The sequence below is a fragment of the Botryobacter ruber genome, from assembly GCF_003347595.2.
Classification (GTDB): domain Bacteria; phylum Bacteroidota; class Bacteroidia; order Cytophagales; family Hymenobacteraceae; genus Pontibacter; species Pontibacter ruber_A.
The window spans coordinates 178,455-203,505 of record NZ_QCZK02000061.1 but is presented as its reverse complement, the minus strand read 5'-3'; the positions used below and the strand labels follow the sequence as shown (position 1 = coordinate 203,505).

The following is a 25,051-nucleotide window of genomic DNA, read 5'->3' as shown; positions in this document are numbered from 1 at the left end:
CCATAAAAGCTAACATTATGAAGAAATATCTATCATTCCTTATCTGCTGCCTGCTGTGCCTGCACGCGTTGGCAAGCCAGGCGCAGCAGAACACCATTAGCGGAAAGGTGACCGATGCCAGAACGGGGCAGTCGATGCCGGGCGTGAGCATTGCTGTAAAGGGAACTTCCAGGGGTACAGCCACTGATATGGATGGCAACTTCAGCCTGCAGGCAGCTCCCGGCGACGTGCTGGTGCTGAACTTTATCGGGTATCTGGCCAAAGAAGTACCGGTAGGCAACCAGGCCAAATTCAATCTTACCCTTGACGAAGATAAGGTGATGCTCGAAGAGGTGGTGGTAACGGGCTACCAGGCAGAACGCAAAAAAGACCTGACCGGTGCCGTGGCTGTAGTGGATGTGGAAGACATGAACAGGCAGGCGGTAGCTAACCCGATTAAAGGCCTGCAGGGCAGGGTAGCGGGTGTGAACATCACCAGCAGCGGCTCTCCAAGTTCTCCTGCTACCGTGCGTATCCGGGGCATTGGTACGCTTAACAACAACGACCCGCTCTACATCATCGACGGCGTTCCTACCAAAGCCGGCATGCATGAACTCAATCCGGCCGATATCGAATCGATGCAGGTGCTGAAAGATGCGTCTTCGGCCAGTATCTATGGTTCCAGGGCTGCAAACGGTGTGATTATCATTACGACAAGACGCGGTAAAATGGGCAAACCACAAATCAATGCCAATGCCTATACTTCCGTGTCAGGCTTCACGACGCGTACCCGCATGCTTAACACCGAGGAGTACGGACGGGTGCTGTGGCAGGCAAGTGTTAACGCCGGCCAGGACCCTAACGCTAACAACGTGAAGTACATGTTCGACTGGGGCGTTGACCCACAGACAGGGCAGCCGGTGCTGAATAAAGTACTGGTTCCGAAGTACCTTGACGAGAACAACACCATGCGCTCTTCTAACACCAACTGGTTTGATGAGATTTCCCGCACCGGTGTTATCCAGAATTATGATGTTTCGTTGTCGAGTGGTACCGAAAACGGCAATTACCTGCTATCGCTGGGGTACTTCAACAACGAAGGGGTTATCAAAACGACAGAATTCAATCGTTTCTCGGCCCGCCTGAACTCCGACTACAAATTTTTTAACGGCAAAGTAGTTATCGGCGAGAATTTAACGCTGAACAAAACCTATGAGGTAGGAGGTGCCCCGATGAATGCAGCCATGCAGGCGCTGCCGATTATCCCGGTGCGTACCGACGATGGCGGCTGGGGTGGCCCGGTGGGTGGTATGAACGACCGCCAGAACCCTGTGCGCCTGCTGGAAGACAACAAGCAGAACAGCTACGATTACATGCGGGTGTTCGGAAACATTTTTGCCGACATCGAGCTCCTGAAAGGCTTACACTTCCGCTCCAACTACGGCATCGATTACGGCAATTACACGCACCGGCAATACAGAAAAGCTTACCAGTCAGGCTTCCTGAACAACCCGGTGAACAGGCTGGAAAACAACCAGAGCCACAGCGTAAAAACGAACTGGTCGAATACCTTAAACTATAGCAAGGTAGTTGGCGATAAGCACCGCATTGATGTGCTGGCCGGAACCGAATACTACCGCGAGTACTTCACCGCCTTCTGGGCGTCCCGTGAAAACTTTGAGGTAGAAAACAACGACTACATGTACCTCGATGCAGGCACCGGTCTGAAAGACAACGGCGGTAGTGCCGCAGAGCACGTGCTGCTCTCGTTCTTCGGGAAAGCCAACTACACCTTCAACGACAAATACCTCTTCTCTGCCACCATCAGGCGCGATGGCTCCTCCCGCTTCGGGCAGAACAACCGCTTCGGTACCTTCCCTGCCTTCTCGGTAGGCTGGCGTTTAAGCGAAGAAAGTTTTATCAAGGATAACATCTCGTTCATCAACGACCTGAAAATCCGCTACGGATGGGGCATGACGGGTAACCAGGAGATTGACAACAACGCCATCTACAATATTTACCTGGCCGACTACCCCACCACCGGCTACGACCTTGGCGGAAACAAAAGCGGGGTGCTGCCATCCGGTTACAAACTGGTGCAGACCGAAAACAGGAACCTGCGCTGGGAAGCTACTACCATGTCGAACCTCGGCGTAGACTTTGAGCTGTTTAACCAGAAGATTTATGGTAGTGCAGAAGCTTACATCCGCAAAACCTCCGACATCCTGTTTGTGCCACCCTGGATTGCAGTAAAAGGAGAAGGCGGACGCCAGGTAGTAAACGGTGCTTCCATGGAAAACAAAGGTTTTGAACTTACCTTGGGCAACCGCACCCAAATCGGGGAGCTGGCGCTCGACCTGAATGCCAACTTCGATATGTACCGCAACAAGGTGACCGTGCTGCCCGACGAAATCATCAACGCCTATGGTGGCGACGGCAGAGGCCAGAATATTTTAGGTCGCCCAATCAATTCCTTCTTCGGATATGTGGCCGACGGCCTCTTCCGCACCCAGGAAGAACTCGATACGCATGCCACACAACCGGGCAAAGGCCTGGGCAGAATCAGGTACAAAGACCTGAACAAGGACGGGGTAATAGACGATTACGACCGCACCTGGATTGGCACGCCGCACCCTGATTTCTCTTATGGCTTCAATGCATCGGCACGCTATAAGAACTTCGACTTCAACTTGTTCCTGCAAGGTGTAGCGGGTGTGGATGTGGTAAACGACTGGAAATTTATCACCGATTTCTGGAGCGTTTCCGAAACAGGTTCAAACAAAGGCGCCCGTCTGCTCGATGCCTGGTCGCCAACGAATCAAAGCTCTGACATTCCGGCCATCTCGCTGCTGGATACCAACTGGGAGTCCCGCTTCTCGACCTACTTTATCGAGAAAGGTTCTTACCTGAAATTACGCAACGCACAGGTAGGCTACACCTTCAACACAGGGCTCACCCAGAAAGCAGGCATACAGTCGCTGCGGGTGTATGTAGGCGGCGATCACCTGGGCATCCTGCTCAAGAGCAAATCCTTTACGGGCATAGACCCGGAGAACCCGGGGTATGGCTATCCGAACCCGGCAGTAGGTACAGCAGGTGTTAACATCCGGTTTTAAAAATTCAACCTTGTAAAAGAAGCATTATGAAAAAGATATTAATAGCATGTGCAGGAGCATTACTCTTTTGCGCTTCCTGCAACGATTTGTTAGATGTAGAACCAAAAGGCACCCTAAGCGAGGGCCAGATAAGCAGTGCAGAGAATGCAGAGGGTTTGGTGACAGCAGCCTACGCGGCCCTGGGCAATGACTGGTACACTACCCCCAACAGCCTGTGGCCTTATGGCAACGTGCGCGCCGATGATGCCTACAAAGGAGGCCGCGATGCCGGCGATATCCAGGGCTTTCACTTCCTGGAAACCTTCACGAACATCCGTCCTGAAATAGGCGAGATTGACGGCATGTGGTACCAGCTGTATTCCGCCATCCGTCGCTCCAACGATGCTCTGCGCATTATCGAGAAACTACCGGAGGCGGAATATCCACAAAAGAAGGTGCGCCAGGGGGAGCTGCGTTTTCTGCGGGGCCACTTTTACTTCACCCTCAAAACGCTCTACAACCGCATCCCTTACATCGATGAGCAAGCGCCGGTAGAGGAGTATGAAAACATCACGAATGTGGAGTTTACGAGCGACGAGTTGTGGGATAAAATTGCACAGGATTTTGAATTTGCCGCCGAAAACTTACCTGCCACACAACCGCAGGTAGGTCGTGCCGACCAGATAGCCGCCTATGCCTACCTGGCCAAAACCAGGCTGTACCAGGCCTACCAGCAGAACGACCAGCACCGGGTAGTTAACATAAACCAGCAGCGGTTGCAGCAAGTAATTGCCGCAGCAGACAAGGTGATTGCCTCTAACCACGGCCTGGAGCCGGATTTTGCCAATAACTTTATGGCAGGTACTTTTGAGAACGGGAGAGAGGCCATTTTTGCGGTGCAGTATTCTACCGGCGATGGCATTGTACGTGATTTCGGTTTCGGTAAAGCTAATGGCCGCGTGAACTATGGCGATATGCTGTCGGCGCCGCAGGGCCTGGGCTGCTGCGACTTCCAGAAACCCTCGCAAAACCTGGTGAACGCCTATCGAACTACAGAGGCTGGTGTACCACAGTTCGATACCTTCAACGAAAGCAATGTAGACATAGGCCAGCAAACCGTTGACCCCCGCCTCGACCATACCGTTGCCCGCGTGGGTAACCCCTGGAAGTATGATGCCACGAAGATTTTCGACAACACCTGGAGCCGTACGCCTCAGATTTACGGCTACTACAACTCCCTGAAAGAAAACGTGTCGCCCAACGACCCGGGCTACGTAAACGCCGACCCTTTCCGGGCAAATACCAAAGCGCGTATTGTGCTGCGCTATGCCGACGTGTTGCTCTTTAAAGCCGAAGCCCTGATTGAACTGGGCCGCCAGGATGAGGCACTGCCTATCATTAACCAGATACGCACACGGGCAGCAAACAGTACCAGCAGGCTGCGCCATGGCTCAGGTGCTCCACTGGCCAACTACAATGTGAAGCCCTATGAGCCGGGGGTAAACATCACCTGGAACCAGGAAAATGCCCGCAAAGCACTCCGTTTCGAGCGCCGCCTGGAGATGGCCATGGAAGGAAGCCGCTTCTTCGACCTGGTGCGCTGGGGAGTAGCCGAACAGGTGATGAACGATTACCTGAACAAGGAGAAGACGAGGAGGGAGTTCCTGCAGGAAGGAAGGTTTACAGCAGGCAAACATGAGTACCTGCCTATCCCGCAGAACCAGATTTTCTGGAGCGAAAACAGGTATGAGCAAAACCCTAATTATTAACAGCTGATTTTTCCTGAATCCGGAAGGTTTGCGCAGCAGCACCTGTTTGCATGCTGCTGCGCCAGTGCCGGGTGCTTTCAAAAGCTTTCGCGCTGCTACAGGTGAGGCTTTGGGAAATTCTATCACATCATAAGTTTTAAATAAATTTTCCAGACATGAAAAAGATAAATACAAAATATACGTCGCTCCTGGCGCTGCTCTTTATGGTGTGCCTCTTTAGCGGGTGTGAGGATGATTTCGAGAACACTAACCTCGATTTGAGCGGGGATGTGAACATTCTCAACTTTCAGGCAGAGGGAGCACTAAACGTAGCCATCGACGACAAGAAAAGAACAGTTGTGATAACGTACCCTGGCGGTACCGATATCTCCAGCGTAACGCCTGCCATCTCGCTTCCTGCTGGTGCGGTTATCAGTCCTGCTGCCGGTGCTGCGCTGGATTTAAGGTCGCCCAAGACCTATACCATCACCAACGGCAACCTCTACAACAAATATACTGTGTCGGCTAATGTGCTGAGCGTAACCGCCTTCCTGAGCCACCACAGAAGCGTAGCCGAAATCCAGGATGATGACGAGAAGGCGCTGGCCAGCTGGTTCTTCAGCAATTACGACGAACAGGTGAGTGCTTTTGTCAGCTTCCAGGATATCAAAGAAGGCAAAGTGGACCTGACTCAGTTCAAGACGCTGCTGTGGTACCTCGATGGCGACGCCGACGAACGCTTTAGCATGCCTGCCATTGCCAAAGACCCGCAGGTGCTCACTTCTATCACCAACTGGTACAAAGCCGGAGGCAATCTCTACTTGTTAGGTTACGCCAACCAATACATATTTGAGATGGGCCGACTGGAAAATACCTTTCACCTGGCTATCGGTAACGGGATGGGAGGCGATAATCCGGACACCTGGGGCATCAACGTGAATGTGAACCGCAACAAAGACAACAGCAGCCACGGTTTGTTTGCCGGCATCAACCTGACCACCCACGGCGACAACCGCAAAACGTTCCCTGTAATCGGGCCGGGCTGGAAAGAAGACCACAATTTTGTGATGATTCGCATTCCGGAAGTATATGGTTTGCCAAACGACAGCGAGCAGGCCTACACCACCTTCACCACAACCAACAGCGTGAGATGGCTGGCTACCTGGGATGGTATCGGCGATTACTTTATGGCCGGTATCATGGAACTGCTGCCTACCACAGAGTTCAAAGGAAGAGCTATCTGGCAGGGCATCGGGGGCATCGAGTGGAACCAGAATGCCAAAGGCACCATCAACGCCACTGGTGTAAATCCCCACAAAGGAAACGTAGAAAAGCTGGCTGAAAATGCCATCCGCTACCTGTCTGCTAACTAACAAAAGAGAAAATGGTCTGTAAGGTTTTGAAACGTTTTTGTATGGGTATTGCCTGCTTGTGGCCTGCTTTAGGCGCAACTCAGACAGCGCCATACCAGGAGCCTTACAGGCCACAATACCACTTTTCCCCTAAAGAAAATTGGATTAACGACCCCTGTGGAATGGTTTACCTGAACGGGGAGTACCACCTGATGTACCAGTACAACCCTTTCGGGACGCAATGGGGCAGCATGTCGTGGGGGCAAGCTGTTTCCAAAGACCTGGTGTATTGGGAAGAATTGCCGGTAGCCCTTTATCCGGATGCGCAGGGGCAGATATTTTCTGGTGGTGCAGTTGTAGACCATCATAATACAGCCGGTTTCGGGACAGGGGCCATGGTGGCTGTTTACACCAGTGCCGGTAGCACGCAACGGCAAAGCCTGGCTTACAGCACAAACAACGGCAGAACCTGGCGGAAGTATAGCGGCAACCCGGTACTGCCCAACCAGGGCATCGCCGACTTCAGAGACCCGCAGGTGTTCTGGCACGAGGCAACAGGCAAATGGGTGATGACACTGGCGGTGCTGGACCGCATCGAATTTTATTCTTCTCCTAACCTGAAAGACTGGACCTTCGAAAGCGATTTTGGCAGAGGTATTGGGGCGCATGGCGGCGTTTGGGAATGTCCTGATTTGTTTAAACTGAAAGTACAGGGGCGGGAAGAATACCGCTGGGTGCTGATGGTAAGCCTGAACCCGGGTTCTCCTACCGGTGGTTCCGGCACACAATACTTTATAGGAGATTTTGATGGAAAAACTTTTACACTTACAGAAGAATTCGATGCCTTATTGAGACCAGAGGAGGTATTGCCGCAGGGGGTACTCTTTGAAGGCTTTGAAGGCGACAGCTATGCCGGCTGGACGGCAGAAGGCACTGCTTTTGGTGATAAACCTGCCACAGGCGCTTTTCCTGGTCAGCAGCAGGTAACGGGTTACCTGGGGCAAAAGCTGGTAAACTCTTACCTGAACGGCGATGCATCGCAGGGTAGCCTGACGTCTGCTGCTTTTACCATACAGCATGACTACATTAATTTCCTGATAGGAGGAGGCAACCTGCCGGGGCAGGCAGAGATACGCCTGCTCATCAATGGCCAGGTAGTAGCAGCCACCACCGGGAGAAATGAGGAAAAGCTGCGCTGGGAAGCCTGGGATGTGAAACAGCACAAAGGGGCGCAGGCTACGATTCAAATTATAGACCATGCAACGGGCAGTTGGGGACACCTCAATATCGACCATATTTATTTTGCTAACGAAGCCATAATGGGTAAGGAGGAAAAAGCCCTCTGGACCGACTACGGCCCCGACTTCTATGCGGGCCGCTCCTGGGAAAACCAGCCTGCCGGTACTTACGAGCGAGTGTGGCTGGCCTGGATGAATAACTGGGCTTATGCAGGTGCTATTCCAACTTCCACCTGGCGCGGAAGCATGTCGCTGCCGCGGTACATGGAGCTGCGGCTTAACGAAAACGGAAACGTGCGGCTATACCAGAATCCGGTAAACGAACTGACCAAGTTACGGCAGGCGTCCGTTAGCCTCCCCAACCTGCCCATAACACAACTAAATGAGCAAATCCAGGCAAGGCAGCTAAACGGTACAAAATATGAACTCCAGTTTACGCTGGTACCAGCCTCCACAGCCACCACAGCTGGCGTGCAGGTGCGGAAGGGAACATCGGAGCAGACGGAAATTGGCTACGACCCTGCCCGAAATGCCATTTACATTGACCGAAGCCAGTCAGGCAGCAGCTTTTCAGGAAGTTATGATAAAGTATTTTATGCTCCGTTGGAGGCACAACACCAGGAGCTGAAATTCAGAATTTATGTAGACGAGTCGTCGGTGGAGGTGTTCGTAAACGATGGCGCTGTTGTTCAGACAGCCCGTATTTTTCCTGCGGCGCAGTCAGACCAGATTTCCTTTTTTGGCTCGGGAGAGGTACAGGATTTTATCTTCTGGAGCCTGAGAAGCATCTGGGAACCTGCGCCCATCCTGGCTGCTGATACGGACGTGCCGGCACAAGCAGTTACCGTGTATCCTAATCCCGCAAAGGGTATTCTCCGGATTGAAAGCGAACTCGACCTGGAAAAGGTGGAACTCTTCACCCTTACCGGACAACGGCTGCCCGTCAACCTGAAACAACAGGCCGGTGCAGCCATCGTTGAGGTTTCGGGAAATAATGTTTCCGGACTCAACTTCCTGAAAATTTATCTGAGAGGAGGGAAAACGATAATCAAAAAAGTAATCCTGGAATAATCCGAAATAAAACATGATGAAACGACTATCCACATTCGCAGCCTTTTGTGCCCTGCTCAGCGCTTGCGGCTCCAATCAGCAGCTGGTTGGAACGAATGAGCAGGCGCAAGTTACCGGCAGCAGCAGTACGGTTGAAATGCACCGGCCCTGGTTTCACTTCACCCCACCCGCCATGTGGATGAACGACCCCAACGGCATGGTGTACCTGGACGGGGAGTACCACCTGTTTTACCAGCACACCCCTCACCAGGCAGTTCCCGATTTTGCCCGGATGCACTGGGGCCACGCCGTCAGTACCGACCTGGTGCATTGGCAACATTTGCCACCTGCGCTTGCACCTGATAGCCTGGGTGCAATCTTTTCGGGTGGTGCCGTGGTTGATTTCAACAACACCTCCGGACTGGGTACAAAAGATAATCCACCGATAGTAGCTTTTTTTACAAGTGCAGGCAAAACGCAGCAGCAAAGCATGGCCTACAGCCTGGACAAAGGCCGCACCTGGACCAAGTATGAAAAGAATCCGGTACTCCCCAATCCGGGCATTCCTGATTTCCGCGACCCGAAAGTAATGTGGTATGAGCCACAGCAAAAATGGATTATGGCCTTGGCAGTAGCCGACCACATGAGCTTCTACTCCTCCAAAAACCTGAAAGACTGGCAGCACGAAAGTGATTTCGGCGCCACCGTAGGCGGGCATGGCGGCGTGTGGGAGTGCCCTGACCTGTTAAAACTTCCTGTAGCGGGTACGCAGGAGGAAAAATGGGTGCTGCTGGCCAGCATTAATCCAGGCGGGCCAAACGGCGGTTCAGCGACACAATATTTTATAGGGGAGTTCGATGGTAAAAATTTTGTGCTGGATAAGCAGTTTGAAACCAGCCTGCGCAACAAACCTGCAGCAGGCGGCAAGGGGCATGAAGGCATCTGGCTCGACTACGGGCGCGATAACTATGCTGGCGTTACCTGGTTTGGCGTACCGGAAACCGATGGACGCTGCCTGTTCATAGGGTGGATGAACAACTGGGCGTATGCCGATGCTGTGCCTACCGAAAACTGGCGGGGTGCCATGACCATTCCCCGCAGCCTGGCACTGGAAAACACACCTGCCGGTTTACGCGTGGTTTCCAAACCAGTAAAGGAGCTGCAGCATCTTTATGGTAAAACAACTAAACTGAAGGAGCAACCGATAGCTGATGGGTATTCCATTTCTGAGCAGCTTCCTTTTAAGCCCGAAGCTTTTGATTTAACCGTAACTATGGAAGCAGTAGGTCTGAAGTCCGATTTTGCAATAGAGCTCTCCAACAGTCAGAACCAGAAGTTGGTTGTAGGCTATGATGCCAAACGCAACGAATACTACACCGACAGAACCCAATCCGGCAGGAATAACTTCTCCACCGCCTTTGCCAGCATCAGCTACGCACCACGGTTAGCTGCAGATAACCAGTTCGAACTGCGGATTTTGGTAGATGCTGCTTCTGTAGAAGTTTTCGCAGACGGTGGCAAAACTGTGCTGACAGATACCTTCTTCCCGGACGAAAAGCTCTCCGGTATCAAACTTCTTACGCCCAACGGGAAGTACAGGCTGAAGGCAGGCCAGGTAACGGAATTGAAGTCAATTCATGCGAAGGATAAAATCAATTAGTAGCAGTCCTGGAAACAAATACAGACCATAAAAAACAGCAGCACCAGCCACCGCACCCACTGCTAAGCAGAAACTGGCATTGCTTCACCCAAAACATGCGCAGCTGCATACGTCGAAAGGTTATGAATAGAAATTTTTTACTCCTGATTGCTTGCTTTTTCAGCAGCCTGCTTGTACAGGCGCAGACGCCTGTGCTGCACTTCAACTTCAACGAAGTGAGCGGCACAACAACAGCTGTAGAGGCAGTATCCGGTAATACCTTTCCGGTCCGGAATAATTTTAACCGGCCTGAGCGGGTGACGGGCATTACCGGTAATGCGCTGCGTCTGGATGGCTTCTCTACCTGGGTGGAGGCAACTGCCACACATAACTACCGGAAGGCGTTTACCCTCGAAACCTGGGTGAACCTGGAAAGCTATCCTTCCGATGCCGAGGTGCCTTATGCCAATTTAACACCTTCGGCTATCGTCAGCCAGACCAATGGTATGAACGGTTTTCAGCTGGGTATCAACACCTTCGGCAACTGGTACTTCCGGGCCAGCATCAACGGAACCATGTACACCTGCCATGCCACCGAACTGTTCCCGCTCTACCGGTGGGTGCACGTGGCAGCCGTGGTAGACGGTAACCAGGGTACTATCAAACTCTACCTGAACGGCGAAGAAAAAGGCAGCAGCACCATTCCGGCAGGAGGGGAGCTGCAGGAGGCAAATGCGCCACTGTTTATCGGGCGAAGCAACACCGGGAAGTGGGACGGCATTTTCCTGCTCAACGCCCTGAGCGCCGCCATCGACGACACCAAATTATATGATGCAGCACTCACCAAAGCCACACTTAAAAGCCACTACGAAGCGGGCGCAACCCAGGCAGCAGCCTTAGGCGTTACTTCACTCGACGTACCCGCTACCCGCTTTGCGCAGGATGTGCAGCGCCCGGTGTACCATGCCATGCCGCCCGCCAACTGGGCCAACGAACCACACGGACTCGTCAAGCACAACGACCAGTACCACCTGTTCTACCAGCGCACACCCAACGGTCCGTTTAAAACGCAGATGCACTGGGGCCACATGGTCAGCAAGGACCTGGTGAACTGGCACCACGCCAAGGATGCGCTGTGGCCGTCGCTGGAGTGGTCGCCTACTTCGGGCTACGACATGAAGGGCATCTGGTCGGGCGATGTGATTATGCATAACAACAAAGCCTACGCCTTCTACACTAACGTCAACCACTCCGGTTCCTACAACCCCGGCATCGCCCTGGCCACCAGCACCGACCCGAACCTGGAGAACTGGGAGAAGCACGGGCCGGTAATTAATCGCGAAAACGTAAACGATTTTCGCGACCCCTTTCTCTGGAAAGAAGGCAACACCTGGCACATGCTCATAGGTGCTGCCTTAAACGGCGGTGGCGGATTAGCCTACTACACCTCCACCGACCTGCTCAACTGGACCTTCAACCCCAGCTTTACCGCCATCCCTTACAGCCAGATGGACATCGGTTCTGCCATCTGGGAAATGCCGGTGTTCGAGCCGCTGGGCAATGGCAAATACGTGCTGGTGGTAAACCCGATTGGCGGCAGCGTGGGCAAGTACGGTCCAAATAAGTATACCAGGGCCGTGTACTGGACGGGCACCTGGCAGAACGGCCGCTTCACCCCCGATTACGCGCAGCCCAAAATGCTCGACCTGATTCACGGGCACCTGTCGCCTACCATCGAGCGGGATTACAACAACAATATCGTAGGCATAGGCATTGTGGATGAGCGGCGGTCGTCGCAGGCGCAGCTGGAGGCCGGGTGGGCGCACGTGTTCAGCCTGCCCCGCGTGTGGCACCTGCTGCCCGATGGCAAAACGCTGGGCCAAAAACCGCTGCCTGACCTGGCCGATATCCGGCAGGAAAGCGGGTACCAGAAACATACAGACATCCAGGTAACGGCTGCCACACCTGTCAGCAACATCGGTGGGAAGCGTACGGAAATTATTGCCTACGTCGACACCACCGCCACCGGCACCCGCTATGGACTGAATTTCCGGGTATCGCCTAACCGCCAGGAATTTACCTCGCTCTACTACGATACGCAGCTGAAGACGGTGTTCCTGGACAAGCGGCAGTCTACGTTTGCTATACACGACGAGGAGAAGCGGCTGCTGCAAGGCGCTTACGACGAAAAAGCCTTTGGCAAACCCTACAAGTTCCAGCTGTTCATCGACCATTCGGTAGTGGATGTGTTCATCAACGATGCCGCCGCTTTTTCCTTCCGCATTTACCCTACCCAGGCGCAGAGCGAAGGCGTGGAGCTGTTCTCGCAGGGAGGCACCACCCGCTTCCTGTCGGTGGAAGGCTGGGGCATAGCGCAGGCCGTGCACAATGGCCGGTCCAGCGACGATACTTCTGCTCCCGTAACAACTCCGGTACATACCAGCTACCTGCGCTACGATTTTGAGCAGGGCAATTTCAGCGACCTGCAGGTAACCGGCCAGGCCTTTACACTAAACGACATAACCACCGACAGCAACTGGGGCTGGGGCGGACCATTCAACCAGCAGGGGCAGCGCCACCTCTGGGGCCACAAAGCAGGCAACGATACCCGCACCGGTGAAATACGAACCCCCGATTTTGAGCTGGGAGGCGATGGCAGAATCACCTTCCTGCTGGGTGGCGGCAAAAACCTGAACACCCTGTACGTGGCCCTCGTGCGTGCTTCCGATGACCAGGTGCTGCTGAAAACCACCGGCCTGAATGACGAAGCCTATGCACCCAAAGTGTTTGAAGCCGCCGACTACGTTGGCACCACCTGCTACATCCGGGTAGTGGATAACGAGACAGGCGGTTTTGGTCACCTGAACCTGGATAACCTGGTAATCCCGGTAGCAGGCTCTGTAACGGGTCTGGGAAAGGAAAAGGCAGCCGGGACCTTGAATCAGGCTATCCGCGTGTATCCCATTCCGGTGAAAGATAGTTTTACGCTGGATTTAACCCCGCTCCGAAACGAACCGGTATCGGTGGAGTTGCTTGATTTGCGGGGCAGGGTGCTGCATCAAAAAATGGTAAGAGCAGGAACCACGGTTGATTTCCAGGTAAAAAACATCCTGAAGCCCAGCCAGCTTTATCTGGTAAAGGTAACTTCGGCACAAGGGACTTTTACGAAGAAGCTGCTGCTGTTGTAGCTTGCCTGCGGCAGTGGCAGGCCGGTTATTTCGCTGGATAGGCCTAGAATAAAATAAGAATCAGCATACAGCCTGAACAGCTGTAGCGGGAATAGAGCAAAAATGATGAAGTTAAAAAAGAGTATGCTTGCCACAGTTGTTGCCTTTGGATTACTTGCCTGTAGTTGCAGCAAAGAAAGCACAGGACCGGACACATCCAATACATCGGGTGCCAATTTAAATAAGGTAGCAGGAATTTATCCTGCACCACCTTCTGGCTGGACCGGTACCACCAACCCCTACAATACTACCGGCTGGGTGGGCGATATCATGCCGTATTACGATAATGGCAAATTCCACCTTTTCTTCCTGCACGATGCCCAGACAAAACCTGCCGGACAGGGTTTTCATGCCATACACAAGTTTGAAAGTACCAACCTGCTGGACTTCTCTTACGGGGGAGAAATGATTCCGTACGGTTCCACTACCCAACCCGATTTTGCTATCGGTACAGGCTCAACGGTAAAAGTGGGCGACACCTACTACATGTACTACACCGGCCATAACGGCATTTCCGAATTCTTAATGAGCAACCCGCGCGAGAGCGTGCTCTACGCCACCAGCAAAGACCTGAAAACCTGGATAAAAAATACTACCTTTAAACTGACAGCGCCACCGGAATACTACAATTTTGATTTCCGTGACCCTCATGTTTTCTTCAACAGTGAGAAAAACGAATACTGGATGCTCATTAGCACCCAGACCGTACACAGCCGGAAAGCTGTTGTGCTGCTCTACACCTCTGCAAATCCGGCTACCAACAACTGGACATTAAAAGGCCCGCTCTACACCACCACCGAAGAAGAACGTTACCTGATGATGGAGTGTGCCGATGTGTTTAAAATGGGCAACTTCTGGTACATGTTCTTCTCCGAAAACTGGAGCTCAAACAAGGGCACCCATTACCGCATTGCCGATTCGTCGGAAGGGCCCTGGCGTAAACCCGCACACGATATGCTGGACGGGGAATTCTTTTATGCTGCCAAAACCGAAACAGACGGAGCCAAACGCTACCTGTTTGGCTGGACTGCCCGAAGATTGCCTGAAAATGACAACGGCAATAAGGAATGGGCTGGAAATATGGTTGCCCACGAGCTAACACAGGCAGCAGACGGTACGCTGGGGGTGAAAGTGCCGGGAACGGTAGCCGCTATTTTCAAAAACAACCTCCCGCTCCAGGTGCAGAAGTCTGCCGGAGCTGTCACGGTAAATGCTAATACGTATCAACTTAATGGCAGCGGGGCAGAAGCTTTCTACACATTTACACCTGTAAATGGCACCCGGAAAATACAGGCAAAACTAAAAGCAGATAACAATACCGGTACCACCGGCTTTATCTTTAACGCAAATAATTACCCGGAACAGGGTTATAAAATAGTATTTGAGCCGCAGCGGGGAAGGGTGGCAGCTTATAACCTAACAGGCGGAAATCCGGTCGAGGTGACGCGGGTACCATTCGAATTCAAAGCGAATACGGAATATACCATTGATATTGTGCTGGACGGAACAATTTGCGTGGTCTACATAGACGGCAAAGCGGCCCTGAGCAACCGCATCTATGGCATGCCCGGCAGGCAGTGGGGTATCTTCGGCCATGCTACACAGGCAGAATTCAGTTCCTTGCAAATAAGCAGCCCGGACTAAAGCGACTGATTGAAACAATTGATAACGAAAAACAGCTAACCATATGAACTTTAACTATCTCGTAAAGGGTCTGGCCATGTGCATGGCCGTAACAGCCCTAAGCTGCAACACCGGTAACGGTACTGCAGATGCCACCACAGCCTCTGAAGGCATAGAACAAGCCACTGCAAACCAGGAGCCGCACCGGCCGCAGTTCCACTTCACACCACCATCCAAATGGATGAACGACCCGAACGGCATGGTGTACCACAACGGCGAGTACCACCTGTTCTACCAGCACAACCCCGACACCACCGTTTGGGCGCCTATGCACTGGGGCCACGCTGTGAGCAAAGATATGGTGCACTGGGAGCACCTGCCCATCGCGCTATATCCCGACAGCCTGGGCATGATTTTCTCAGGTAGTGCCGTGGTGGACGTGAACAACACCTCCGGCCTGGGCAGCAAAGAAAACCCCGCGATGGTAGCCATCTTCACCTATCACGACATGGAAGGCGAAAAGGCAGGACGTGAAGATTACCAGACGCAGGGCATTGCCTACAGCCTCGACAACGGCCGTACCTGGAAGAAATACGAAAACAACCCGGTTATTAAAAACCTGGGCATCCGCGACTTCCGCGACCCAAAAGTATCGTGGTACGAAGAAGGGCAGAAGTGGGTGATGGCGCTGGCTGTGAAGGATAAAATCAGCTTCTACTCCTCTAAAAACCTGAAAGACTGGAAACTGGAAAGCGATTTTGGAGCCAACATTGGTGCGCACGGCGGCGTTTGGGAGTGCCCTGATTTGTTTAAGCTTCCGGTAGAAGGCTCTAACGAGGAGAAGTGGGTACTGCTGGTGAGCATCAACCCAGGTGGGCCAAACGGCGGCTCTGCTACCCAGTATTTTGTAGGCAACTTCGACGGGAACAAGTTTGTGATGGACAAGCAGTTTGAATCGGGGCTGCTAAGCAAGCCGGCTGCAGGTGGCGCGAAAGGACACGAAGGCATCTGGATAGATTACGGCCGCGATAACTACGCCGGTGTTACCTGGGCCAATATTCCCAAAGAAGATGGCCGCCGCCTGTTCATGGGCTGGATGAGCAACTGGGACTACGCCACCGTAGTGCCCACCGAAAACTGGCGAAGCACCATGACCGTAGCGCGTGAATTAACACTGGCCAACACGCCAGCCGGTTTACGTGTGGTATCTAAACCTGTAAAGGAGCTGCGGAACATCTACGGCTCAAGCAAAAGTCTGGAAGCGCAAATCATATCGGATGCGGTAGTTGTTTCTGATAAGTTACCTGCAGGCACTACGTCATTCGAATTGAACCTGGAACTGGAAGCACAACAGGAGGGAAGTGACTTTACCATTGAGCTTTCCAACGCGAAAGATCAGAAAATGGTCATCGGCTACGATGCCGCCGGCAACCGCTACTACACCGACAGAACCCAGTCGGGCAACTTCAACTTCTCCGACCGCTTTGCAACTGTGAATTACGGACCAAGGGTAGCAAGCGGTAAAACGATAACAATGAAACTGCTGGTAGATGTAGCGTCGGTAGAGCTGTTTGCAGACGGCGGTAAAACCGTGATGACCGATATTTTCTTCCCCAATGAGCCTTTCACTACCGTGAAGCTTGTTTCTAAAAACGGGCAGTTCCAGCTGAAGTCCGGGAAAATAACGGAGCTGAAATCCATCTGGAAACCTGCTTCTGAGGCAAGAGCGTCTGTGCAGTAAAGCTATAGAAAAAAGAACTGTCCTTTCGACTGCAAGAAGAAATCTGGTGTACCATTTAATATCAGATTTCTCCTGGCAGTCGAACGGACAGATTCAAAAGACCTCAGCTTGTGCGTAGCTCCTGCGTGTGTCTGACAGCAGCACCTGCCACCATAGCCTCTGCTGCACGCTGGCAGATTATTTTGCCATGCTTTGCAGGAACTCCCGCACCTCTTTGGTATCATACTTCGCCATGCCTTCCTGCTTCGCTACAATCTTACCATCAGGCGAGATAATGAACGTGGTGGGAATAGCCGGTGAATCAAACTCCTGCGGAATCGGGCTGGCGGGTAGGTATACCGGGAAGGTATAGCCTTTCTTTTGGATAAACTTCCGCACCTTGTCCACACCGCCCTGGTCTACGGACAGCATCACGAAGGCAATTTTATCGGAGCCTACTTTCTCGTAGAGGCTTTGGATGTTGGGCATTTCGGCAATGCAGGGCGGGCACCAGGTGGCCCAGATGTTCATAAAGATTACTTTCCCTTTCAGGCTTTCCAGGCTGACTGTTTCCCCGGATAGGCTTTTCATCTGGAATCCTTTTCCTGCCATTTCGGAGGCTTCTGTGGCTATGGTGGGTGCTGCAGAAGGGTTTTTGTCAGGTATCTGTTCCATTTGTTCAGGCACATCGGCTTTTTTAAGGCCTGTTGCCAGCAGGAGCCGCTGCACCTGTCCGATAGCCTCGGTGTGCAGGCCCGTCAGGTAGAGTACGCCAAAGATTGCCAGCATCACTGCCCAGCCCGGAATGTCACGAAATGATAATTTTCTATTGCTCATTTTTTATTTTTCTGTTGATGTAGCGCTACCAGGTGCCGCTGCACCCGGTCTGCGGATTTAAAAATTAATGCGGCAGCCTGTCTTTTATCAGGCCGTAAAAATAGGTGCCTGCAATGGCGCCCCCTACAGCTACCAGGAAAGCCCAGTAGGCATGGCCCAGGTTTACGAACAGCGGGCCCGGGCAGGCGCCGGTCAGGGCCCAGCCTAGTCCAAAAATAGTGCCGCCAATCAAATAACGCGGCACCGACTTCTCTTTCGGCTGAAAAACAATCGGGTTCCCCTGGTAGTCGCGCAGGTTGAATTTTTTGATTAACGCTACCGCAATTACACCCAGCACCACGGCCGTCCCGATGATGCCGTACATGTGAAATGCCTGGAAGCGGAACATCTCCTGAATCCGGAACCATGAAATCGCTTCCGACTTGCTCATCACGATGCCGAATAAAATGCCGGCCAGTATAAACTTTATTCCTTTCACGTAGGTCGAATTATGTCTTTAAAATACGAGTTTAAGTTGCTGCCTTGCCAGTTAAAAGATCAGCGGTAACAGCAGGTGTGTCATCAGCAGACCACCAATAAAGAAACCGACAACGGCAATCAGCGAGGGCAGCTGCAGGTTGGATAAGCCGCTGATGGCATGCCCGGAGGTACAGCCTCCGGCGTAGCGGGAGCCGAAGCCAATCAGAAAGCCACCGATGAGCAGCAGCAGAAACCCTTTTAAACTGAACAGCGCTTCCAGGCTGAAAATCTCTTCCGGTTGTAAGCCATCCGGGGCGGAGATACCCAGCTGGGCTAAATCGTTAACCGTGGCCTGTGAGATTTGGACTGCTTCTTCGCCGGCTAAGAACTCTGCCGAAATATAACCTCCTGCTACGGCGCCTACCAGGAAAAGCAGGTTCCAGGTCTGGGAGCGCCAGTCGAAATCGAAAAATTTTGCCGTTTTACCTGCTCCACAGGCAGCGCATATCACGCGGAGGTTAGAGGAGAAGCCAAACGACTTCCCGAAGAATAACAACAGCACCATGATAAAGGCTATTACCGCACCCGAGGTGTACCATGGCCAGGGTTGTTTTAAGATTTCCAGCATATCTGTTTTATAAAGTACGTATTATTTTTTTGGTGCAACAGCAAACAGGCAGGTTGTTAGGCTGCCTGTTGCTGCCATAACAGGACAAGCTTGCTGCACAGCAGGTTTATTTTGGCCAGGCGCCTATTCCACCGGACAGGTTGTACACCTTAAAGCCCTGGTCCGCCATCAGTTTGCTGGCATTGCCGCTTCGGGCGCCGCTCCGGCAAAACAGGAAATAGGGCTCGGTTTTATCCATCGTCTTTATTGCCGTCTGGAATTGTGGCGAGGTTATATCCAGGTTTTTTGCTCCTTTTATGGTTCCGGATGCAAACTCCCCCGGTGTTCGTACATCCAGCAGTTTTGCTTTGGGTGTACTTTCGTATTTTTCTCTGAACGTTTTGCCATCCAAATCCTCATAGGCTTTGGGAGCAGATTTAAATAAATTAAACATAGCTATTTTATCTTTTAGATTCTGTATTTGATTTTATATTATTTGCATGGGTGGCTATGGCAGGAGCCTGTTTCTTCCGAAGCCAGGCCCCCTCTTTTAGCCATCTTTGTTATTTTAGTGTGGACGGACACACATAAGCTGTTTTAGGAACGTCTGTTCCGGCAATTGCCTTAAAGCCGCCTTCCACGTTTACCACGTTATCGTAACCCCTTGCCTTCAGGATGGAAGCTGCTATCATGGAGCGGTAGCCGCCGGCACAGTGCAGGTACATTTTTTCATCTTTAGGCAGTTCGGCCAGGTGGTCGTTCAGGTAGTCGAGCGGAGCGTGTAGTGCGGTGGTAACGTGCTCGGCCTGGTATTCGCCCGGCTTGCGTACATCCACTACTTTGAGCTGGTTGTTCTGCGCATATGCCCGGGCAAACTCTCCGGCTCCGATGGAGCTGATGGTGTCCGGTTCTTTACCGGCTGCTTCCCAGGCTTGCATGCCGCCTTTCAGGTAACCAATGGCGTGGTCGTAGCCGACGCGTGCCAGCCGGGTTACTACTTCTTCTTCGCGCCCTTCGTCGGCAACGAACAAAATGGGCTGCTGAATGTCGGGGATAAGCGCACCTACCCAAGGCGCAAAGCTGCCATCGATGCCGATGTTGATGGAGTTGGGAATAAAGGCTTTGGCGAACTCCTCCGGCTTGCGGGTATCGAGTACCAGCGCGCCGGTTTCGTTGGCAACCAGTTCAAATTCATCCGGCGTGAATGGCCGCAGCCCCTGGCTCAGCACTTCTTCAATGTTGGTGTAGCCCTCGCGGTTCATTTTTACATTGAGCGGGAAGTAACCCGGAGGCGGGAGCAACCCGGTGGTAACCTCCTGCACAAACTCCTCTCTGGTCATGTCGGCACGCAGGGCGTAGTTGGTTTCTTTCTGATGGCCGAGCGTATCGGATGTTTCCTTGCTCATGTTTTTACCGCAGGCAGAGCCAGCGCCGTGTGCCGGGTAAACAACCACCTCGTCGGGAAGCGGCATAATTTTGTTGCGCAGCGAGTCGTAAAGATTTTGCGCCAGTTGCTCCTCCGTCAGGTCCGATTTAACAGCCAGGTCCGGACGGCCTACGTCACCGATAAACAGGGTGTCGCCGGTGAAGATGGCCTGTTCTTTTCCTGCTTCGTTTAGCAGCAGGTAGGTAGTAGATTCCATGGTATGCCCCGGCGTGTGCAGTACTTTCAGGCGCACATTTCCCAGTTTCAGCTCCTCACCATCAGTGGCGATATGGGCTTCGAAGGAAGGCCGTGCGTTCGGACCAAACACAATTTGTGCGCCGGTGGCTTTGGCCAGATCCACGTGCCCCGACACGAAGTCGGCGTGGAAGTGTGTTTCCAGCACGTATTTGATTTTAGCGCCGTTTCGGGCCGCCTTGTCCAGGTAAGGCATAATCTCGCGAAGCGGGTCTACGATGGCAGCTTCTCCGTTACTTTCGATATAATAAGCCCCTTGTGCCAGGCAGCCGGTATATATTTGTTCTACTTTCATAATATTTTTGCTTTGGGTACTAATTGCTTTTATGTTATCTGTTGCAGGATATTTGTCTTTAAGATGCTCTGTAAGGTGTTTAATAACTAACAGGAACAATACAAATTTCGGAAGATATTATGCCGTTTTCAGTGACTTAGGTCACGCTAACCTCAGGAAAGAAAAATTTCTTTTACCAGGATATAAATCCCCATCAGCAGCACAAACCATCCGAACGATACCTTCAGTTTATCGGCATGAATTTTAGTGGACAGGAAGGAGCCCACAAAAATACCGGCGATGGAGATGGTGGAGAAAATGGCCAGAAAAGTCCAGTTGATGTCGTAATTATAGATGTCGCCCACAAAGCCCAGCAGCGATTTTGCCGCAATGATGAGCAGTGAAGTACCAACAGCCATTTTCATGTCGAGTTTGCTGAAGAGCACCAGTGCCGGAATAATCAGGAAGCCGCCGCCTGCACCCACCAGGCCCGTGATGGTACCAACCACCAGTCCTTCGGCCAGAATGCCGCCATAGTTAAATTTTGGTTTGGCATGTACCGTGGGCTGTTCGTGGGCGATGTCGATTGCTGTGTCGGCGTTATCGTCGGTTAGCACATCATCCTTTTTTTTCTGGCGGATCATGCTCAGGGAGGCGAATACCATCAGCCCGGCGAACAGCAGCATGAGCATAATGTCCTTTGTTACGAGCAGATCGCCCATCGTGAACAGCTCGTCGGGAATGGCCGGTACAATGTAACGGCGGGTAATATAGACCGATATAATAGACGGAATACCGAACACAACAGCCGTTTTCAGGCTGACCAGCCCTTTTTTGTAAAACTTATAGCTGCCAACCAGGCTGGTGAGGCCTACTATAAAAAGGGAGTAAGCGGTGGAGATAACCGGGTTTAACCCGATCATATAAACCAGTACCGGAACCGTAAGAATAGAGCCTCCGCCACCAATCAGACCTAGCGAAAGACCAATGACGAGAGCTGCTACATATCCAAAAATTTCCATTTTATTATTGTTATGAGTTTAACCTTATACAAAGGTACCAGGTTGTGAAAGGCTTTACAGTGACTATTATCACAGAGCAGGAATTGTTGCGTTTCTGTATGTTGGTCTTGTTTTTTTCCTGCTACAGCCACCGGGAGGTAGCAGCTGAGCAGGAGCAGCGGGAGTGGTGGCAGGTGCAGTAAGGGGATTTAGCCCGGCTTCTGTCTTTTTTAAGTTCAAATTTGTTTCGGGCGCTGGCTGCGGCTGGCAGTGGGAATATAATCATCTGAAATACGTTTGCCTCCTGGTAAACCGGGAGGTAAAACGCTGCTGCTGTTGCCTCCACAGCCTCAGCACAACGGCTACGCATACCGCAGGCTTTGGGAGCTTCAGCTGAAAAAGCCGGTGCAGTTAGGAACCGCACCGGCTTTTGGCATGCACTTACTCTTTAAATCTGCTGATGTCTTCGCTCAGGTCCAGTACCTTGGTGTGGGGCAGGGCTTTTTCGAGGATGCTGCTGGCAGCGGCAGAGCGATAACCGCCGGCACAGTGTACCACCACCGGCTTTTCCTCCGGTATGTCGCTTGCCCGCTCCCGCAGTTCGTGCAGCGGAATATGAATGGCCTTGTCAAAGATCAACTTCCCATCTACTTCGGAAGCATTTCGGACGTCGACGATGGTGTAGTTTTCGGGGTGTGCTTCGAAGTTACTAAGATCAAGGGCAGGGGAGGAGGCAGGGGCTTTTCCTTCCAGCACAAAGGCACCTTTTATTTTGCTTTCGTATCCGATCCTGGCTGCCCTGGCAATCAGTTCCTCCAGCTCCTTTTCGTCCTGCGCCACCAGGTAAAACGACTCTTCGGGGTCAATGATGCTTCCGAGCCAGGTTTTGAACTTGTTTCCTGCTTGTATATTATAGGCACCTGGCAGGTGGCCCTGCTTAAAGGTCTGCTGGTCGCGGGCATCTACGACCAGGGCGCCTGCTTCGGGCGAAAAGTTCTTTTCCAGTCGTTTTACAGCTGCAATGCTTTCTTGATAGGCTGGTGCCCCCTGTTTGTTGAGGGCCACATCATAGCCAAAATATTTGGGGATGAAGGGCTGGTCCTGGAGGAGCAGCTTTACAAATTCTTCTTCGCTCATGGGCTGCAGGGCATAGTTGCCTGTTTTCTCGGCGCCTATGGTGCTGCTGTTGGCGCTGCTGAGGGCTTTTCCGCAGAGGCTTCCGGCACCGTGGGCGGGGTACACCAGCACGTCATCGTTCAGTTTCATGAGTTTTTCGCGGGTGCTGTGGTACATCTGCCGGGCCAGTTCTTCGCGTTTTGCCATCACTTTTCCCGCCTTCTCGCGCAGGTCCGGACGCCCCACATCGCCAATAAACAGGGTATCGCCGGTAAATACCGCTTTGTCCTTTCCCTCATGCTCCAGCACCACGCTGATGCTGTCGGGGGAGTGGCCGGGGGTGTGCAGTGATTTGAGCTTAATGTCGCCGACCGTAATTTCGGACCCTTCGTCGAATGCCTGGTGCGGATAATCGGCGTCTACCAGGCTGTGCGTGTAAATGGTGGCCCCTGTTTTCCGGTGAATCTCCTGGTGTGCGCTCACAAAGTCGGCATGGGGATGCGTTTCTATCACACCCACTATGCTGGCATTGTTGGCGCTGGCAAAGGCATAATATTGCGCCGGATCGCGGGCAGGGTCTACGAGTACAATCTCTTTTGTTTCCTCGCTTAAAATGGCGTAGGAGTAATGGGCTAATCCTTTATCTTCAAACTGTTTAATTTTCATAATAATTATTGTTTTTTGATGGAGCGATTACTTTGATTTACGTTATTGCACCTGAATGAATCAACCTTAATCCTTTTTTTATTTCCTGTTCACAAAGGTACAGTCGCGTTTATCCCGCTTCAGTGATGGAGGTCACACAGTAGCTTCGGGCAGAGACTGGAGCAAAATGAAGCAGCAGCAGTGGCTGTGGTGGCAGGAGCAGTACATAAAAATGCGTGCTGGTGACGTGAAGAGGGGAAGTTTTGATGACAGTAAAGTGCCTGAAAGGGTGCTGGGGCACCTATAGTTGCTGCTATGCGTATAAGCGGCTATGGCAGAATTCAACACACACTATACCCGCACGCCTCGCTCCGAGAAGCTGAAGTGGGTAGACCATATTACCAGGATCATGGATAACCAGTTTTCCGTTCCTGGCACTACCTGGCGTTTCGGGATGGACCCGATCCTGGGACTGATTCCGGGGGTGGGCGACCTGGCTTCGTTTGCCGTTTCGGCGATGCTGATCCTGACTATGGCCCGGCACGGCGCCAGCGGAAAACTGGTGGCGCTCATGCTCCTGAACGTGGCCCTGGATGCTGTGATTGGGAGTATACCCGTTCTGGGGAACATCTTCGACTTTGCTTACAAAGCCAATTCCCGGAATGTGAAAATGCTGCGCAGCCACTATGCCGAAGGCAGGTACCAGGGCAGCGGCAAAGGCATTGTGATTGGTGTGCTGATAGCCATTGTACTGCTGCTCATCCTGATGGGCTGGATTATGTGGCAACTGGTGGAATGGGGGTATCAGCTGCTGGCAAGTTTATTTTAGCCGGCCCATCGAACGGGCTATTTCGATGGCTTTTAGGGCGCTGGCTTCCTTGTCTTTAATTTCGAGCATCAGGTCCATGTCCAGCCCTTCGGTTTCTGCCAGGAAATCGTGGAAAAGCTGTTCCTGTATGTTTTGCACGTGCTTGCCTTTGCGCTCGCCAGGGGCCTGTGAACTGTAATCCATCATCAGGATGCCGTCGCGGTCGGGCTGCCAGGTTTGGGAGGCCAGTTGCACGGCTTCGCGCATGGGTTCGCCGTTGCTGTTGCACTCGTGGTGGAAGTTGTCGAAGATAATGGGCATTCCGGTGAGCTCGTGCAGCACCAGGCAGTCCTGCAGCGAATAGGTGCGGTCGTCGTTTTCAACACAAAGGCGTGCTTTTACGGCTTCGGGCAGTTGAGTGTGGTACACGTCTGCAAAGCGGTTCAGGGCCGTGGGTTTATCGCCGTACGCGCCGCCGCCATGTATCTGCAGTTTGGCGGTGGTGTCGAGGCCCATCAGGTCGAGCACACTTCCCTGGTACACGAGTTCAGCAATGCTGTTGCGTACTGTTTGCTCGTTTGGCGAGTTGAGCACCACAAACTGGTCGGGGTGCATGGAGATGCGCATGTTGTGGCTTTTGATGTAATCGCCCAGGCTTTTGAATGTCGGCTGAAAGTGCTCCTGCCAGTTGTAGGTATTCACCTGATGCGAGGCAAAGGGCACCAGCCCGGAGGTGAGCCTGAAAAACAGCATGCCGTGCTGCACGTTGTATTCCAGGATGCGGCGCAGGCAGGCCAGGTTCTGTTCAACGGAAGAGATTAGCCGCTCTTCGGAATAAGATGCCAGCCGGAATGTTCGGGAAGAGGAGCAGTCGAGGCTCTCGTTGATGCAGGGGTAGCCAATCTTCATACGGTCAGGTGTTGTAGCCCTTTTAACCTGCCTAATGCAAAAA

17 protein-coding genes are annotated in these 25,051 nt (G+C 52.5%); 9 read left to right on the top strand and 8 right to left on the bottom strand.

Features of this window, described 5'->3' with window-relative positions; translation table 11 throughout:
• Window positions 1-17 precede the first annotated feature (17 nt).
• The 8 genes from DCW36_RS22245 (at window position 18) to DCW36_RS22210 (ending at window position 16,692) form a co-directional block, all read left to right on the top strand.
• Window positions 18-3,095, top strand: a complete 3,078-nt coding sequence (locus tag DCW36_RS22245; protein ID WP_114780738.1) for a SusC/RagA family TonB-linked outer membrane protein — start codon at window positions 18-20, stop codon at window positions 3,093-3,095.
• Between the two features lie 26 nt (window positions 3,096-3,121).
• Window positions 3,122-4,843, top strand: a complete 1,722-nt coding sequence (locus DCW36_RS22240; RefSeq protein ID WP_114780737.1) for a RagB/SusD family nutrient uptake outer membrane protein — start codon at window positions 3,122-3,124, stop codon at window positions 4,841-4,843.
• Window positions 4,844-4,998: 155 nt separating this feature from the next.
• Window positions 4,999-6,195: a DUF4960 domain-containing protein gene (locus tag DCW36_RS22235; RefSeq protein ID WP_114780736.1), complete on the top strand. Its 1,197-nt coding sequence runs from the start codon at window positions 4,999-5,001 to the stop codon at window positions 6,193-6,195.
• A gap of 11 nt (window positions 6,196-6,206) precedes the next feature.
• The gene (locus tag DCW36_RS23010; RefSeq protein WP_164891214.1) at window positions 6,207-8,483 is read left to right on the top strand and encodes a GH32 C-terminal domain-containing protein; all 2,277 of its coding nucleotides are present in this window, start codon (window positions 6,207-6,209) and stop codon (window positions 8,481-8,483) included.
• Between the two features lie 13 nt (window positions 8,484-8,496).
• Complete coding sequence (locus tag DCW36_RS22225) at window positions 8,497-10,122, top strand: glycoside hydrolase family 32 protein (protein WP_114780734.1); 1,626 nt, start codon at window positions 8,497-8,499, stop codon at window positions 10,120-10,122.
• 122 nt (window positions 10,123-10,244) lie between these two features.
• Window positions 10,245-13,289 carry a LamG-like jellyroll fold domain-containing protein gene (locus tag DCW36_RS22220; RefSeq protein WP_164891213.1) on the top strand — a complete coding sequence of 1,015 codons (3,045 nt, stop codon included), beginning with the start codon at window positions 10,245-10,247 and terminating at the stop codon, window positions 13,287-13,289.
• A gap of 102 nt (window positions 13,290-13,391) precedes the next feature.
• On the top strand, window positions 13,392-14,972 hold the full coding sequence (locus tag DCW36_RS22215; protein ID WP_114780732.1) for a glycoside hydrolase family 32 protein: 1,581 nt from the start codon (window positions 13,392-13,394) through the stop codon (window positions 14,970-14,972).
• 43 nt (window positions 14,973-15,015) lie between these two features.
• A complete protein-coding gene (locus DCW36_RS22210; RefSeq protein WP_240676278.1) occupies window positions 15,016-16,692 on the top strand; it encodes a glycoside hydrolase family 32 protein in 1,677 nt (558 codons plus the stop codon).
• Window positions 16,693-16,869: 177 nt separating this feature from the next.
• On the opposite strand, the gene DCW36_RS22205 is transcribed toward DCW36_RS22210, so the two are convergent.
• The 7 genes from DCW36_RS22205 to DCW36_RS22175 all read right to left on the bottom strand — a co-directional run bounded on the left by DCW36_RS22205 (window position 16,870) and on the right by DCW36_RS22175 (window position 23,312).
• Entirely contained in the window at window positions 16,870-17,508 is a 639-nt protein-coding gene (locus tag DCW36_RS22205) for a TlpA disulfide reductase family protein (RefSeq protein WP_114780731.1), read from the bottom strand.
• 64 nt (window positions 17,509-17,572) lie between these two features.
• Window positions 17,573-17,986, bottom strand: coding sequence for a DUF6691 family protein (locus tag DCW36_RS22200; protein WP_114780730.1), 414 nt, complete (start codon window positions 17,984-17,986; stop codon window positions 17,573-17,575).
• Window positions 17,987-18,037: 51 nt separating this feature from the next.
• Window positions 18,038-18,595, bottom strand: coding sequence for a YeeE/YedE family protein (locus DCW36_RS22195; protein ID WP_114780729.1), 558 nt, complete (start codon window positions 18,593-18,595; stop codon window positions 18,038-18,040).
• A 106-nt stretch (window positions 18,596-18,701) separates the two neighbouring features.
• On the bottom strand, window positions 18,702-19,028 hold the full coding sequence (locus tag DCW36_RS22190; RefSeq protein ID WP_114780728.1) for a rhodanese-like domain-containing protein: 327 nt from the start codon (window positions 19,026-19,028) through the stop codon (window positions 18,702-18,704).
• A gap of 109 nt (window positions 19,029-19,137) precedes the next feature.
• A complete protein-coding gene (locus tag DCW36_RS22185) occupies window positions 19,138-20,550 on the bottom strand; it encodes an MBL fold metallo-hydrolase (RefSeq protein ID WP_114780727.1) in 1,413 nt (470 codons plus the stop codon).
• 152 nt (window positions 20,551-20,702) lie between these two features.
• Window positions 20,703-21,551 (bottom strand): sulfite exporter TauE/SafE family protein, encoded by an 849-nt coding sequence (locus tag DCW36_RS22180; protein ID WP_114780726.1) that lies wholly within the window; start codon window positions 21,549-21,551, stop codon window positions 20,703-20,705.
• A gap of 420 nt (window positions 21,552-21,971) precedes the next feature.
• The gene (locus tag DCW36_RS22175) at window positions 21,972-23,312 is read right to left on the bottom strand and encodes an MBL fold metallo-hydrolase (protein ID WP_114780725.1); all 1,341 of its coding nucleotides are present in this window, start codon (window positions 23,310-23,312) and stop codon (window positions 21,972-21,974) included.
• 310 nt (window positions 23,313-23,622) lie between these two features.
• On the opposite strand from DCW36_RS22175, the gene DCW36_RS22170 reads away from it, so the two are divergent.
• A complete protein-coding gene (locus DCW36_RS22170) occupies window positions 23,623-24,120 on the top strand; it encodes a DUF4112 domain-containing protein (protein WP_114780724.1) in 498 nt (165 codons plus the stop codon).
• On the opposite strand, the gene uvsE is transcribed toward DCW36_RS22170, so the two are convergent.
• The gene (gene uvsE, locus DCW36_RS22165; protein WP_114780723.1) at window positions 24,112-25,008 is read right to left on the bottom strand and encodes a UV DNA damage repair endonuclease UvsE; all 897 of its coding nucleotides are present in this window, start codon (window positions 25,006-25,008) and stop codon (window positions 24,112-24,114) included. The genes DCW36_RS22170 and uvsE overlap by 9 nt on opposite strands.
• Window positions 25,009-25,051: the final 43 nt, after the last annotated feature.